Origin of the sequence: Paenibacillus sp. FSL R10-2736 (genome assembly GCF_038000245.1) — a bacterium.
GTDB lineage: Bacteria > Bacillota > Bacilli > Paenibacillales > Paenibacillaceae > Paenibacillus_AQ > Paenibacillus_AQ phytohabitans.
In genome coordinates this window covers 5,769,650-5,784,571 of record NZ_JBBOBN010000001.1, presented here as the reverse complement: position 1 = coordinate 5,784,571, position 14,922 = coordinate 5,769,650, and the positions used below count along the sequence as shown (strand labels likewise).

Below are 14,922 nucleotides of genomic sequence, written 5' to 3'. Positions count from 1 at the left end.
CAGTCTCAATTGTATTTTGTGCTTGACTTAGAGTTAACTTTAAGTAATATCATATGGTTTGTAAAGTCGTCCTTACGGATTCTACTATGAACAAGAAGAGAGGTTACACCATGATACAAGTTAATGCACGCGCTACATTCAGCCAGGAAGGCCCGTTCAAGCTAACGACCATTGAGCGCCGGGAGCTTCAGCCGCAGGATGTTCTGATTGAGATTAAATTCGCCGGGATTTGCCACTCGGACATTCATACCGCCCGCGGGGAGTGGGGGCCAGTCAAGTATCCGCTCGTTCCAGGCCATGAGATTGCCGGGATTGTCAGCCAGGTCGGTTCCGGAGTTACAAAGTATTCCGTTGGTGACCGGGTAGGGGTGGGCTGTATGGTCGACTCCTGTGGAGAGTGCAGTAATTGCCATAAAGGCGAGGAGCAGTATTGCCTGCATGGAAATACGGGTACCTATGGAGCTACCGACCGGTACGGTCACTATACACAGGGCGGGTATTCCACCCATATTGTGGTGACAGAGGACTTCGTGGTCCGGATTCCAGACGCTATTCCGCTTGACGCTGCTGCCCCGCTGTTATGTGCCGGAATCACAACCTATTCACCGCTTCGCCATTGGGGAGCCGCTCCAGGCAAAAATATAGCTGTAGTAGGTCTTGGCGGACTTGGACACATGGCTGTGAAGATCGCTCATGCTATGGGGGCTGAGGTTACGGTTCTGTCACAGTCACTGAAGAAGAAGGAAGACGGTTTGCAACTAGGTGCGGATCATTATTATGCGACTAGCGATGCGGAGACATTCAAGCAGCTTGCCGGTTCGTTCGACCTGATCATAAATACGGTAAGCGCGCAGATTAATATCGATGCTTATCTATCGCTCCTGGCGCTGGATGGTACCTTGGTCAATGTCGGTGCGCCTGCTGATCCGCTGGCCGTTAACGTATTCTCGCTGATCGGCCACCGCCGTTCATTTGCCGGATCGATGATTGGCGGAATCCGTGAGACGCAGGAGATGCTTGATTTCTGCGCCGAACATAACATTGCCTCTGAGATCGAGGTTATCTCTGCCGACCAGATTGATGAAGCGTGGGAACGTGTACTCGCCTCCGATGTCCGTTACCGGTTTGTTATTGATATCAGCACGATGGGTAAGGAATAAGGGGCGTATTGTTTAAATAATATGTATCTTTTCTGCTTCAGTTAATATAGCGGCTGCATCCTTGCTTAGCAAGGGGGCGGCCGCTTTTTTTGTACGTTTAAGCAGCCGTATTCGTTCATGCTAACTGTCATAATATTTACCTAGAGTTATGGGTTTATTGTATAGACTTGGATATTTGTTTATTATATGATTCTATTGGATCGATGGACCTAATTTAAGATTATCTAGTCTGTCGGAATCACAGGGGGGAATTATGAGGAAAAGAATTTTGAGTGTTGTGTTAGGGATGATCGTTCTAGTGAATTTAGTTTTTGGAAGTCATGGAATTGCACTTGCTGCTGCACCACAGTCAACTGACAACATGACTGATATTCATGGCAGTTGGGCAAGCAGCCAAATTTCTAGATGGCTAGATAAGGGTTTGATTTCGGGATACGTAGATCATACGTTCAAACCGAATGCAAGCATTTCAAGGGCTGAGTTTGCTTCGGTTGTCAATAAAGCGTTTGGTTTTAAGAACGAGTCGCAGGAAGCTTTTAAAGATGTAAGTTCAGATAAATGGTATTATTCCGAAATTGGAAAAGCGAAGTCAGCCGGGTATATTTCCGGATTTGAAGACAATACATTCCGGCCTGAGGCAGCAATTAGCAGGCAGGAAGCCGCAAAAATGCTGTACATGCTGCTGCAGCTTAAGGGTTCTAATGATGATTCAGCAATAAAGGCGTTTAATGATTACGGCGTAGTACCGGCATGGAGCAAAACCTATTTGAATGAAATTGTGAGTAAAGGATACATAAATGGTTACCCGGATGGCACATTAAGACCTCTCCAGACGATTACGAGGGCAGAGGCTGTTGCCATACTGGATAAAGTAATGGGTACTCTTGTTATGGACAAAGGGACCGTTGGCGGAACAGAATTAACAACAATATCGGGAAATTTAACTATTAACACGCCAGGGGTTACCTTGAAGAATACCAAAATTGAAGGGGATTTACTGTTAACAGCGGGTATTGGTGCTGGTGAAGTGAACCTCGATCAGGTGACTGTATCGGGAAGAACAGTTGTAGCAGGCGGCGGGGAGGATAGTATTCATCTGCTGGACTCCCAACTAAACCAAATGCTTGTGAATAGGCAGCCGGGGAGAGTCCGCATAGTAGCTCAAGGCAATACCCGGATTGGTACAACAATTGTAAAAACAGGAGCCAAGCTGGAGGGGAACAATAAAGAATCCGGCTTTGAATCCATTGAACTGGATCTTTCAAAGGCAGATGAATTTGTTGATTTAAGCGGCAGCTTCAAAACTATAGCAATAAAGAAACCTTCAATAGTTAATGTTCTTGAGAAGTCTGAGATTGGTGCGCTCGAGGTAGCCAAAGAGGCGGCGGCGAGTACGTTGAATTTAGCTGAAAGCAGTGTGCTGAAACAATTAACCTTGAATGCTTCTGCCCTAGTAAAGGGAAAAGGCACGATTGCAAAGACATTCATTAATGCCAGTGGTTCTAAATTCGAACAGGAAATTAAGGATTATGTTGTGGCCAAAGGCTTTTCGGTTGTTATTAACGGCAAAGAAGTAGGCGCGGAGCAAGCTGCCGCACAGCAGCTTGCCTCAAGCGTACAACTGCCAGCTGCCCCAGCAGTAGGCGGTGGCGGTGGTAGCGGCGGTGGCGGTGGCGGTGGCGGAACAAGCTCGAGCCCTACTCCTCAGCCGCAGCCCGTTGAACTTCCAGAAGTGCTGGGAGTGTTCTTGGTTGAAGATCAATTGTATGCCAGGTTTGAGGAAACTGGTAACTATAGTAAACTGCAATGGGAGTTGTTTGATGATACTGCTGAAACAGGTTATGAGACAACCTACAAGAATACGGCAGAACAAGTTGGGGTCTATACGGTAAAGGGAGGCACTCTCCCTCCGGCTGAATATATTGCTGCCATTTCCAATGATGAATACGTTGACTTTTTACCTACTCTATTGATTAGCAAATCACTTATGAATGGGTCCTATTATCCTGCTGTTTATTACACAGGGGTGCTCGATGTCCACTTCCAAGTAAATCAGAATGGTATTGTCCTGCATTCAGCTCAGGCTTCTGCGGACAACACTCCTTTGGTGGATGGTGATGTAATTAAAGTATTCTACGGGGATTATCTGGTTATAAAAGCAAAATGGGATGGTTTGGGCAAAAAATGGGTTTATCAGGGGATTGTGAATAGTTTACCGGCCCCGGCGCTTGTTTCCGCAACTGCTTCCTCCAAAACAGATATCAAAATTAAGTGGGATGCAGTGTCTGGAGCTGAGTACTACCATATTTTCACAAGCAGTTCAGTAGATGGAACTTATAGTCCTATTAGGGATAACTCACGAGCCAATGTTCAGGTAACCGGAACCTCTTATACAGATAGCGGGTATGCACCGAACACAACGGTTTACTATAAAGTAATGGCAATGGCAAATGATACTGCATCGGCACTCAGCAGTTCCGTTTCAGCTACAACGTTTATGAATGAGCATATGCAATTAGATTTCAATGTTACTGATAGCGTTCAAGACCCGAGCAAACCAATTATATATGCAACAGACAAACAAAATAAGAAACTAGTTGCCATTAACTATGAGACCCGGGAGACAACTGTTATTCCGTTTGAATTGCCTCCCGAAAGTATAGCGTATGCCAATGGCAAATTGTATGTGGGTCTGTTGAAAGCGGAGCATTCTCCGTACATTTTTGATGAACAGCAAAAAGGTGCTGTCGCTGTTGTGGATACGGCAACTCTCAGCTTAAGCCATATCTACGATATCAATGTGGACCCTTATAGCATTGCAGTGGACCGTGAAGGCTACGTGTATATTTCATCCGGCTCAGGCCAGTGGACGAAAATCCGGTCTTATTCTGGAGATTCTTTTACACCCATCGGATCTTCTACCATTAGTCATGCAACTCACATTCTTATGCACCCGACAATGAATAAGCTGTACACCGTTAATACAAATTCGTTTCCAAGAGATATTGGAACATTTACTGCCAAATATGGCGAATTCATAGGCAGTTATGATTCTCCTTATCACGGAGATTACCCGCTGACGACGAAGATTCATTTATCGCCGGACGGAAAGTATCTTTTCAATGGTGCAGGAACTATATTCTCAACCACGTATGACAGATTTGGTGATATGAACTTTGTGTATAAACTGGATGGGAATTATGAGGATATGGTGTTCGATTTGAAGCATGACAGGTTCTATACTGTTCAAGATCATCTAATCAACTCTTATGACTACAGTAATTTCAGCAAAGTTGAGACTATTCCAGTAGATGGAGCCGGCCAGCGGATTTTTGACGGAAACAATCAATTGCTCGCATTGACTACCTTAGAAGGTAAGACGATTCTTGAATTTGCTGATAAACCAACTACGGAGGAAGTACCGCCGGTAGGTACACCTGGGATTTATTTGGGCGGAACGGTTGTAGACGCTGTATACGACTCTGCTGACACTAAGGTTTATGCTATTGATCAAGCGTTCAGAAAATTAATTGTAGTAGATACTGCAAGCCAAACCGTTATTGAAAAAGTATCTCTACCTTATAAGCCGGCAGGGCTGACTGTATCAGAAGATGGAACAAAATTGTATATCGTGAATAAGGACGCTGATAATCTGGTTACTGAGGTGAGCTTAAGTGATTATTCAGTCACCCGGACTTTGGTGTATCCGAATCCTCCGGATTCCCGGGACTTCTCAGATCGCCATATTTATAACAAGTCAGGCCATCTGTATATCGTATTAGGTGACTGGTCTCCAACGCTGTTGGTTTTTGATGAAGCGACTTTCCAGCTAAGCAGAGATAATATAATAACTGATGATGGTATCGGAGATATGGTATTCACCAGTGATAACAGCAAATTCTATTATTGGAGTCAGTATGGATGGGATGCCGGATATGCCGGTTCAGATGTGTACGCCTACTCCATTAATGAAGATGGCAGTATCATCAAGGTTGATGAGTCCATTCTGGAATATCCGGGCCTAACCAGAGAACCGATGGATGCGCCGGCCTTATTAGTGGAAAGTCTGGGAATGATCATTGTGAAGAACAAGGCTTTTAATAAGGATAACTTGCAGGAAATTAAGGGGACATTCCCGGAACCAATTTATGCAGTGGATGAAGCGAGTAATACGGCACTGGGGAGAAACGGAATCTATGACCTTACAACCTTCCAAAAGGTCAAATCCATTAATTTAGCTGGTGCGACCAACATCTTCTATGATGATAAGGGAAACCTTTATTATTTATTTGATAACACTTTATTTATCAACTGAATCCAAATAACGGAATGATGAACCAACTGCAGTATTAAAAGCCCCTCTTATAGTGATATTGGAAAACTCTTTGAGTTATCTGATGGAACTTTAAGGGGCTTTTTTTGTATGCACAGCAAATGCTATTGACAAACCCGCCAACAAGTCATATATTCAATATATCGAAACGATATATATCAATATATTATATATAAACCCGCTATATGTCGTACTGAGGAAGGAGGGAATGAATGCTTATATATTTAATACTCGGGTTTCTGTGTGAAAAGGATATGACAGGCTATGAAATCAAGCAGAAGATGATGCGCAGCACCTCCAACTTTATTGATGCCAGCTTCGGCAGCATCTATCCTATGCTCAAGAAAATGGAGAAGGGGGAGCTGATCAAGGCTGAAGAAGGGGTAGAGGAGGGCAGATTCAAGAAAGCCTATGGGATCACGGAAAAGGGGAAGGGTGAGTTTATGGAATGGCTACAGACACCCTGTACTTTTTCCCCGTTCAATTATGAGTATTTGAATAAGCTGTTCTTCTATAAATATCTTGACGAGCATGAGGTTGTCCGGCTGATTGCCAGCTTCCGCACCACTGTCGCCAGTGAATACAACAAGCTTACTTTAATAGAAGAGAAGCACATTCAAGAGATGGGTGTATACGAACACGCGACGTTGAGGTTTGGCAAAGAATATTATCAGATGATTATGAATTGGCATGAGGATCTCATTAGTGAAATTACAGGAAAGAAGGAGAATAACAATGAGAATGACGAAGAAATTTAAATTGCAGATTGCAGCGGACAAGGTGGATTTGTACAAATGGGTGACGGAGATGACTCCAGGTGAATATGAATCATTCTCTAAGGGCCACAAGGCAATGGGCAGTTATTTTGAAGAAGGTGAGTTCTATATGGTTAATGTGGAGAATATGGGGAATGAGATGATTGTTCAGCACTATCAGTTAAAAGAGCATGCAGAGGATCATTTGCGGTTCTACTCTGACCGGACAGAAGCCTATATCATGCGGTGGATACCCGCCATTGTCGGAGTGCCATGGGAAATGAAGATTACGCCTATTGACCGTAACTCTTGTGAATTCAGCTGTACGATTGGTGCAGACTTCCCCTCACGGTTGCTGGCTATGGCAGCTTGGATAAACGGCCTTGGGGGGTTCTTTATGAGACAACATTTGGCCGGTGAGGGCGTGAAATTTGCTGAAAATATTGAAAAGAAGTTTAACAAAGCCAGTACACGCTGAGCTTGGGAGATAGTACATGTGTACACATACAATGTTCGACAATCTATGAGCAAATGACCAGACCGAGAACCCTATTTTATGGTATTATCATAGAACAGTATTTACGCAGGTAAGCTACTCTTCATCAATCTAAAGGTATAAGCAGAGAAGCCCAGTGTATGCGGGGCTTCTTTATTTTAGATAAATTTACCGTAGGAACAGGGGGCACACCATGAAAAAAACACCGATGATGCTACAGCTGGCATTGATTCTATTCTGTATCATGGCCATTCCGGCAGCGATCTTGACGTGGTATAGCGGGGCACAGATCATAGAAAACTCAGAGACAGCCATCGGTGAATCTGCACTTGCCGGTCTCAATGCCAACCGCAAGTTAAATGAGAATGCACTGGCCAATCTCGCCCAGGATACGGCGCGTCTGGCTGCAACCAATGTATTTGAACGCATCCGCAGCTTCGAGACGTATGACGAGGTGAACGCAAGCTACACTAACGTGACCAAGGCCTTGTCTGTGATGAATGAACTGCTGAACCTGAACCGCCGTGTAGACGGTGTTTATTCCTCATACTTTTATCTGAATAACTCCGATTATGTTATTTCTACAGACAATGCGGTTACGAAGCTGGAGCGGTATGAGCAGGTAGGCTGGACATCCGAAGCTCTGGCAGGCCAGAGAGGAATCAGCGGTGTGTGGGTACCCCGCGTGCTGGGCACGGGCGATCATGTGGTGTCCTATGTGTACCCTCTCAATCGTCTCTCCTCCACGACGGACGGATTGATTGTCGTCAATATGCGGGAGAGTCAGATCGGCAAATATCTGAATACGGCAGAGGCCGGGGACGGCCATTCCCTGCTCCTTGGATCTGACGGAAAAGTAATATCACACAGTGACAAGTCGCTGCTGCTCACCGACGGCTTTGAGCAGCCCTTCCTACAGGAAATCCTGGATGAGGGTTCAAGCGAGGGCTATACATTCCGCGAGCTGGACGGCAACCGGATGGTTTACGCATGGAGCCGCTCGGCATTGTCCGGATGGTGGAATGTAAGCTGGAGCTCGATGGATAAGCTGATGACCAAATCACGGGATATGCAGGGGAATATTATTTTGCTTACCGGAGCTATTATTGTGCTGGGAACGGTACTGGCGGTCTTTCTCGCTACCTGGATGTCCAGACCACTCCGGCAATTAGTCCGGATGATACGCTCGAAAAGTAATCTGGAGGTAGTCAATAAGAATGAGCTTGCCTTTCTGAATGTGGCGTTTAAGCGGATGCAGGAGGAGGAGGAAGGCTTGTTCCAGCTGCTGCAGGAGCGCGAACAGGACACCCGCAGCTTCGCCGTTCACCGCCTGTTGCGCGGAGAGATTCCGCCCCGGATTACGGAGATCTTCCCTGAGCTGTATTACAGAATAGCTGTGGTCTCCATCGACCAGTACAGAGTGTACGTTGGCAATACGAATCTCGAGACACGCAGCTACCACGGATACCTGCTGAACGCGAAGTACGAGAGCCTGTTCCCGGAGGGGGTTCTGGCCCGTTCTGTCTATCATAGTGACGGATGTATTGTGATTGTAATCAACTTTGCTCCGGGCGGGGATGAGCAGAGTTGTGACCGCATCCATCAGGCGCTGGACAGAATCCGGGAGGAGTCGCTAGAGCTGTTGGGGCATTCTGTCACCATAGGGGTAAGCGGCTTGGCAGATGCACCCGAAAGGGTAGCCCAGCGGTTGTTCGAGGCGATGGAATTGATTAAGCAGCGGATGATTAAGGGAGCCGGAAGCGTGATGTACTGGCAGGACGAAGAGGAGAACAGCCGTAAATATATGGATTCCGAGAGCAGTGAGCGGCGGATTCTCAACTTCCTGGATGCCGGCGATCTGAACGGGATACTTAAGGAGCTCCAGGTCATCCGCTGCCAGATCGGTTCAGCAGAGAATATTTCCTACGATAACATTATGTTCATTTATCACCAGCTGCTGGGTGCGACGATCAAGCATCTCCGTGAGAATCATATCAGTACCGGAAGAATGATTATGGGGAAAGGCAACATCTACACTCTTCTGGCATCGATGGATACGCTGGATGAGCTTGAGGAATATTTGCACGGGTTCTTCCAAGAAATCGTGCAGGACCTGGACCGGGGTACCCGTGAAGCCAATCATGGGGAACGGATCATTCAATATTTGCAGGATCATTACCGTGAAGAAATTGTATTGAAGGATATGAGCCATGATTTTGGCATCAGCTATTCCTATATGCGCAAGATTGTGTATGACTTAACCGGCAAGAGTATGATTGATTATCTGAACCAGCTGCGTATCGAGAAGGCCAAGGAATTGCTGCTGGATACCGACCTGACGATCAAACAGATTGCGGCAGAGGTGGGCTACTTTAATGTACAGAGCTTCAACCGGTTTTTCCGCAAATACGAGGGCATGCCGCCGAGCAGCTACAAAACAGCCAAGACCAAAAGCTCTTAAGGGCCTGCTTCTGGCCGTAATTATTCCATTCATGACTCTTAATGAAAACGTTTTAGCCTATCATATTTGATCATATTGCTGCTGCGGAGGCCTTATAAACCGCGTGGTTGTCAGTTTTAATGGCCAGCAGCATTACTCATCGTATTCAAAACCGGCTAATGGAGATAGCATAGAGCTCAGGCCGGTGGATGCAACTGGCACAGAGATAAAATGATGTAGGAGGTGAGACTTTGAAAGTTGCAAACGCTTCAAAGACAAATCAAAATGCTCTATTAAGAAAGAAACAGGGGCCCGGGTATTTTTTAAAGCGTGACTGGCAGCTCTATTTCCTGGTATTGATTCCACTGTCTTTTGTAATCGTATTCAAGTATCTGCCGATGACCGGACTTGTAATCGCTTTTAAAGACTACAAAATTGCAAAAGGCTTCTGGGGCAGTGAATGGGTGGGCCTCCAAATCTTCCAGGATATTTTCGCCAAGCCTGACTTTGCTCCTGCCGTCCGTAATACGCTGCTGCTGAATATTCTGGATCTGTGTTTCAGCTTCACGATGCCGATTCTGCTGGCGCTGCTGCTGAATGAGGTCAAAAGTATCCGGTTCAAACGCATCAATCAGACGCTGCTGTACCTGCCGCATTTCCTGTCCTGGGTCATTATCGGGGCCATCGCATATCAGCTTCTTAGTGAAGGCGGCGGTGTGATTAACAATCTGATTGAACTGATGGGCGGTACCCGCGTTCCGTTCCTGCAGGAAGACACGAACTGGCTGATCAGCTATCTGGCTATCGGTGTGTGGCAGAGCATGGGCTGGGGCACGATTATCTATCTGGCGGCGATGAGCGGGATCAACCCGGAGATGTATGAAGCGGCTACGGTCGATGGAGCAGGACGCTGGAGAAAGGTATGGAATATTACGGTACCTTCTATCCGTGCAACCATCGTAACCCTGCTGATCATGAATCTGGGGAAAGTAATGGAGGGCTCGTTCGAGCGCATCTTCGCTCTGCAGAACAAGGCTACCACAGAGTACACAACAACCATACCGGTCCTGGTATACCGCTGGGGGATTGAATCCGGTAATTTCAGCCGGGCGACCGCGCTTGGATTATTCCAATCTGTTATCGGAATTATTCTTGTAATAACGGCAGATCGCGTCGCTAAAAAGCTCGGTGAAGATGGAATATTATAGAAAGGAGGGAAACCATGAGAGCATCAACAGTCCGTTCGGCCTCACTAAGTAAAGGACGTTTGGACATCTGGGATGTGCTGATCCGCATCGTCTTAATTGTTGTTTCACTAATTTGTCTGCTGCCGTTCCTGCATGTCGTGTCGAAATCCCTGAGCTCTGACTCCTTCGTCATTGCCAATAAGGTCTTCTTGTGGCCGCAGGGCTTCACCATCGAAGCGTATAAGAAAATCTTCGCGGATGCCAGCATCCTCCGTTCCCTGTACATCTCGGTAATTGTAACCGTACTGTTCACGATTCTGGGAATGATTCTGACGATATGCGCTGCGTATCCGTTGTCGAGAGCCCAGTTCAAGGGCCGCCGGGTCATCACCTTCATTTTCCTGTTCACGATGTACTTTAGTGGAGGGATCATCCCGGATTACATGAACATTAATAATCTGGGACTGATGGATACGATCTGGTCACTGATTCTGCCCTTGTCATTCAGTGCCTTCAATTTGCTGATTATGAAGACATCGCTAACGCACGGGATTCCGGTGAGTCTGGAAGAATCGGCGCGCATCGACGGTGCCGGTCATTTCCGGATTCTGTTCAGCATTGTCCTGCCGCTGTCCAAGCCGATTATGGCGACACTTGCCCTCTTCTACGCAGTTGGACGCTGGAATGCTTACCAGGATGCACTGTTCTACATCAAGCATGAGACTTCGCTCCGGCCGCTACAGCTGAAGCTGTATTATCTGGTCATTCAGGCGAGTGAAAGCTTCCAGCTGGAAGCCACCACAGTATCACTCAGCAACCCGGAAGTGCTTAAAGCATCCGTCGTGGTGTTTGCTACCCTGCCGATTCTCTGCGTATATCCTTTCGTTCAGAAATACTTCGTGCAAGGGGTTATGCTAGGCGCCGTTAAGGAGTAGCCGTATGTTCCGCAAGCTGCAGTAAATAGCACCCGAAAATTAAAAATGGGGGAATTACGATGAACAAAAAAGGTTTTGCTTCATTAATGATGGCATCTGTCATGACAGCCGGCATGCTTGCCGGATGCTCCGGCGGAAATAATAAACAGAGTGCCGGAACGGACACGCCTGCAGCTTCCAGCAACCAGAGTGAGGGCTTTGCAGATTATTCACAAGGCTTTAAAGAGAAGGTTACGATTGATATTCCGGTCTATGAACGCGCTTTCGAGGGCTGGAATGTAAGTGATAACTATTACACCCGCTGGGTTCAGGCGGAGTTCGGTGACAAATACAATATCGATGTTAACTTTGTACCTATCTCCCGCAGCAGTGAAGTAACTGATTACGAGCAGCTGCTCGCATCGCATAAGGCGCCGGACATTATTTTCCACTACGATATGCCTCAAGCGCTTACTTATTACGGCGAAGATGTGATGCAGGAGCTTGACTATTCAGAAATAGAAAATTATGCTCCAACTTACTGGGCAAATCTGGGTGAAACGATTCAGCAATACGGTAAAGTGGACGATAAGAATACCTTCTTCTTCGCTGCACGTCCTGAAGCCGATAACTTCGTCAGTATCATCCGTAAAGACTGGGTGGAGCAGGTTGGCATGAAGGTGGAGGATTTGACTTCCCTGGAGAAGTATAATGAGATGCTGGCGAAATGGAAAGAAGCCGGACTTGGTGTGACTGCGGGGAATCTGATTAAGGACTTCTACAGCTATAACTATGCTTTCCGTGAATGGCCGGTGGATCAGGCATATCGTGCCCTGTATTCGGATGTAAGTGTTGCTGACTTCACCAGCGCTGATACCGAACGTTTCCTGCGCAATCTGAACTATCAGTACAATAACGGTCTCGTGGATAAAGAGTTCTATCTGCGCAGTGATGATAACAAGATCAAATCTGAATTCGTTGCCGGCAAAACGGGTAACTACGCATTCTATCTGACCAACAATGCAGACGTCTTCGCAGCTACGCTGGCCAACAACCCGGATGCCGAATTTGCGGTAATTCCTCCGAATGCAATGGTGCCGGAAGGTTACAAGCCTCAAGGACGCGCTTACTGGCCGTTCGGCTTCATCATGGGCATCAACTATGAGACTACGGATGAAGAGCGCGCTGCCGTCTGGATGTACCTCGAATGGCTGAGCCAGCCGGAGAACCTGTTCAAGTTCCAGAACGGTATTGAAGGCGAGAACTATACACTTGATGCTGAAGGCATTGCTGTGAAGAACCCGGATTACAAAGGCGAATCGGTCCTCTCCACGAACAACAATAAAGACTACTGGGGACTAGTGACTGAAATTGCGCAATATCCGGATGCAGAGAAGACCCTCCAATCGAATCTGCGTAACTGGTCACCGGCCGGCTATGAATATCTCGCCGAGGATATGGTGAAATACTACAACGAGGTTGCGGAATTCCGTACACCTGATGCCATGTTCAGTGTAGTGCTCGAAAAGGTTAATGAATACAAAGCGGATCTGAACTCGCTGTTCCAGGATCTGTATGTGAAGACCGTTCTGGCTCCGGAAGCTGAATTCGATGCAGCCTATGCAGATGCCAAGAAGAGCTTCCTTGATGCAGGATATCAGGAAATCCTTGATGAGAAGCAGGCAGCCATCGATGCGGGCCAGTTCCGTTAATTTGAAGTTATAACGACAAAAAGAGGCTGTCCCAAAAGCCATGAAATGGCTGCTTGGGACAGCTCTTTGTTTTGGAGTAGGATCAACGTGAGCACTTGGGTGGACGCTCCGCGAACGGACCGTTGTTCCAATCGCTGTGCTCTCCAGATTTTTTTCATTCCCCTTAGCGGTGAAAATCCGGAGACCAAGGCGACCGCATTCGCTTTTCCGCGGGTCAGTCCGTCCTCTCCGCTGTTTAAGCGGGAAGCGTGTCTGTAATTTCACAATGCCTTCGTCATAAACACACTGTAAGGATCTTCAATGTAATCCGCAAACGGGCTGCAGGTCTCAAACCCGAATCGTTCGTATAATTTGCGGGCCGCCTCGAAGCCTTCCGTTGATCCGGTTTCCAGACTCAGCCGCACATAGCCTTGCTGTATAGCTTCCTTAAGGATGTGGGCAAGCATTGCAGAGGCGACGCCTTTTCTGAGGTGCCTGCCAGAAGTCCGCATGGATTTGATTTCACCATGATGGTCCCCAAGGTCTTTAAGCGCCCCGCAACCTAACAATTCGCCGTGTTCCCAGGCACTCCAGAAGGTGATTTCCGGTGACCGTAATTTGTCCAAATCCAGTGCATGTACACTCTCCGGCGGGGATTGCTCAAACATGCTCTGTAAATGCTCGCTGATCAATGCTATGATTTCAGTTCCAGTCAAATTATCGATTCTAATCTCCATGTTATTCACTCCTGAGTGTAAGATGACGATCCAGGGCCTTCTGTGTAAGTGGCATAAAGTAATTAAGAATGAAGCCGCCCAGACCAATCGTAAGCAGAGTTCCGATACCAATCGGCCCCTTGAACATAAGTGCGGCAACTAAGAAAATCAGGTAAATGAGGGTTCGGGTAAAAAGTATATTAAGCCCGGTTACCGTTTGTAGTACTAATGTCAGCCGGTCTACCGGAATCGGGGCGTATTTTGAATACAAATAAATCGAAGTCCCTAATCCAATGGCGATTAAGCCCAGACTATAAAAAGCAATTTTACTGACCCACAGATGAGGTTCGATCAGATGGTGTAAAAGGAAAAGCCAGCCGTCGATGCCGATACCTGTGATAAATGCAGTGACCAGCCCTAATATTTCCGGCCTCTGCCGGGTTAACCACGAGTTGTAGCCAATCAAGAGGATGGCGATCAGCACTTCCCAGCTTCCTACGGTAAGGCCAACATTCCTGGACAGGCCGACTAAGAGTGCATCAAAAGGTGAAGCTCCAAGGCCGGATAGGATGGTAAGCGAGACGCCCAGGGTTAAGATGAGAATTCCGCAGCTGAAAATGAAAAACGCAGGTAAACGGGACTTCCTTATCCTTGCCCACTCCATTCTATATTTGTTTTTTGTGCCAAAAACGCCATAATGAAATAACGATATTCATTAGTATATATAGATTTATTATTGTTGTAAATACAACATTATTGGACGGGCAGGTGATCAAGTGAAAGAGATACTGCGTGAGGTTGGAATGATTGCGAGGGCACTGGATTCTATAAGTAATATAGAGTTCAAGGAATTAGATCTGACTAAGGGGCAATATTTATATCTCGTCCGCATCTATGAGAATCCGGGAATTATTCAGGAGAAGCTGTCCGAAATGATCAAGGTAGACCGGACAACTGCCGCACGTGCAGTGCAGAAGCTTGAAGTCCAAGGCTTCATTGAGAAGAAGGATGATGAAACAAACAAAAAAATCAACAGGCTGTTTACAACTGAAAAGGGTGATCAGGCTTATTCTTTTCTGAAAAGAGAAGGGGATCATACGGACAGGGTTGCCTTAGCCGGGTTCTCCGGACAAGAATCAGAACTATTATTTCAGCTTCTGCAGAGAGTCCGGAAAAATATCGAGGTTGAATGGGAGTATGTGAAGAAGGGAAATAAAAGAGAGTACTAAT

At 46.6% G+C, this 14,922-nt stretch carries 11 protein-coding genes; 9 read left to right on the top strand and 2 right to left on the bottom strand.

Annotated features, from left to right (window positions below):
• The first annotated feature begins 110 nt into the window (after positions 1 to 110).
• From NSQ73_RS24655 to NSQ73_RS24620, 8 genes are all read left to right on the top strand, one after another.
• A complete protein-coding gene (locus NSQ73_RS24655; RefSeq protein WP_340988533.1) occupies positions 111 to 1,160 on the top strand; it encodes an NAD(P)-dependent alcohol dehydrogenase in 1,050 nt (349 codons plus the stop codon).
• Between the two features lie 253 nt (positions 1,161 to 1,413).
• Entirely contained in the window at positions 1,414 to 5,475 is a 4,062-nt protein-coding gene (locus tag NSQ73_RS24650; protein WP_340988532.1) for an S-layer homology domain-containing protein, read from the top strand.
• A 230-nt stretch (positions 5,476 to 5,705) separates the two neighbouring features.
• Positions 5,706 to 6,251, top strand: a complete 546-nt coding sequence (locus NSQ73_RS24645; protein ID WP_340988531.1) for a PadR family transcriptional regulator — start codon at positions 5,706 to 5,708, stop codon at positions 6,249 to 6,251.
• A complete protein-coding gene (locus NSQ73_RS24640; RefSeq protein WP_231575306.1) occupies positions 6,235 to 6,726 on the top strand; it encodes a hypothetical protein in 492 nt (163 codons plus the stop codon). The genes NSQ73_RS24645 and NSQ73_RS24640 overlap by 17 nt, the downstream gene beginning before the upstream one ends.
• A gap of 211 nt (positions 6,727 to 6,937) precedes the next feature.
• The gene (locus tag NSQ73_RS24635) at positions 6,938 to 9,205 is read left to right on the top strand and encodes a helix-turn-helix domain-containing protein (RefSeq protein WP_076242483.1); all 2,268 of its coding nucleotides are present in this window, start codon (positions 6,938 to 6,940) and stop codon (positions 9,203 to 9,205) included.
• Positions 9,206 to 9,435: 230 nt separating this feature from the next.
• Positions 9,436 to 10,392: an ABC transporter permease gene (locus tag NSQ73_RS24630; protein ID WP_042134638.1), complete on the top strand. Its 957-nt coding sequence runs from the start codon at positions 9,436 to 9,438 to the stop codon at positions 10,390 to 10,392.
• A gap of 14 nt (positions 10,393 to 10,406) precedes the next feature.
• Positions 10,407 to 11,306: a carbohydrate ABC transporter permease gene (locus NSQ73_RS24625; protein ID WP_042134639.1), complete on the top strand. Its 900-nt coding sequence runs from the start codon at positions 10,407 to 10,409 to the stop codon at positions 11,304 to 11,306.
• A gap of 59 nt (positions 11,307 to 11,365) precedes the next feature.
• Positions 11,366 to 12,997: an ABC transporter substrate-binding protein gene (locus tag NSQ73_RS24620; RefSeq protein ID WP_340947458.1), complete on the top strand. Its 1,632-nt coding sequence runs from the start codon at positions 11,366 to 11,368 to the stop codon at positions 12,995 to 12,997.
• A 260-nt stretch (positions 12,998 to 13,257) separates the two neighbouring features.
• Here the strand turns inward: NSQ73_RS24620 and NSQ73_RS24615 are convergent, their stop codons facing one another.
• A complete protein-coding gene (locus NSQ73_RS24615; RefSeq protein ID WP_340988530.1) occupies positions 13,258 to 13,713 on the bottom strand; it encodes a GNAT family N-acetyltransferase in 456 nt (151 codons plus the stop codon).
• A gap of 1 nt (position 13,714) precedes the next feature.
• Positions 13,715 to 14,356, bottom strand: coding sequence for a YczE/YyaS/YitT family protein (locus tag NSQ73_RS24610; RefSeq protein WP_340988529.1), 642 nt, complete (start codon positions 14,354 to 14,356; stop codon positions 13,715 to 13,717).
• A 112-nt stretch (positions 14,357 to 14,468) separates the two neighbouring features.
• On the opposite strand from NSQ73_RS24610, the gene NSQ73_RS24605 reads away from it, so the two are divergent.
• Complete coding sequence (locus NSQ73_RS24605; RefSeq protein ID WP_042134644.1) at positions 14,469 to 14,921, top strand: MarR family winged helix-turn-helix transcriptional regulator; 453 nt, start codon at positions 14,469 to 14,471, stop codon at positions 14,919 to 14,921.
• Position 14,922 lies beyond the last annotated feature (1 nt).

Coding starts and splice junctions, on each gene's coding strand:
- NSQ73_RS24655 (WP_340988533.1), top strand. CDS start 111: ATGATACAAGTTAATGCACGCGCTACATTCAGCCAGGAAGGCCCGTTC.
- NSQ73_RS24650 (WP_340988532.1), top strand. CDS start 1,414: ATGAGGAAAAGAATTTTGAGTGTTGTGTTAGGGATGATCGTTCTAGTG.
- NSQ73_RS24645 (WP_340988531.1), top strand. CDS start 5,706: ATGCTTATATATTTAATACTCGGGTTTCTGTGTGAAAAGGATATGACA.
- NSQ73_RS24640 (WP_231575306.1), top strand. CDS start 6,235: ATGACGAAGAAATTTAAATTGCAGATTGCAGCGGACAAGGTGGATTTG.
- NSQ73_RS24635 (WP_076242483.1), top strand. CDS start 6,938: ATGAAAAAAACACCGATGATGCTACAGCTGGCATTGATTCTATTCTGT.
- NSQ73_RS24625 (WP_042134639.1), top strand. CDS start 10,407: ATGAGAGCATCAACAGTCCGTTCGGCCTCACTAAGTAAAGGACGTTTG.
- NSQ73_RS24620 (WP_340947458.1), top strand. CDS start 11,366: ATGAACAAAAAAGGTTTTGCTTCATTAATGATGGCATCTGTCATGACA.
- NSQ73_RS24615 (WP_340988530.1), bottom strand. CDS start 13,713: ATGGAGATTAGAATCGATAATTTGACTGGAACTGAAATCATAGCATTG.
- NSQ73_RS24610 (WP_340988529.1), bottom strand. CDS start 14,356: ATGGAGTGGGCAAGGATAAGGAAGTCCCGTTTACCTGCGTTTTTCATT.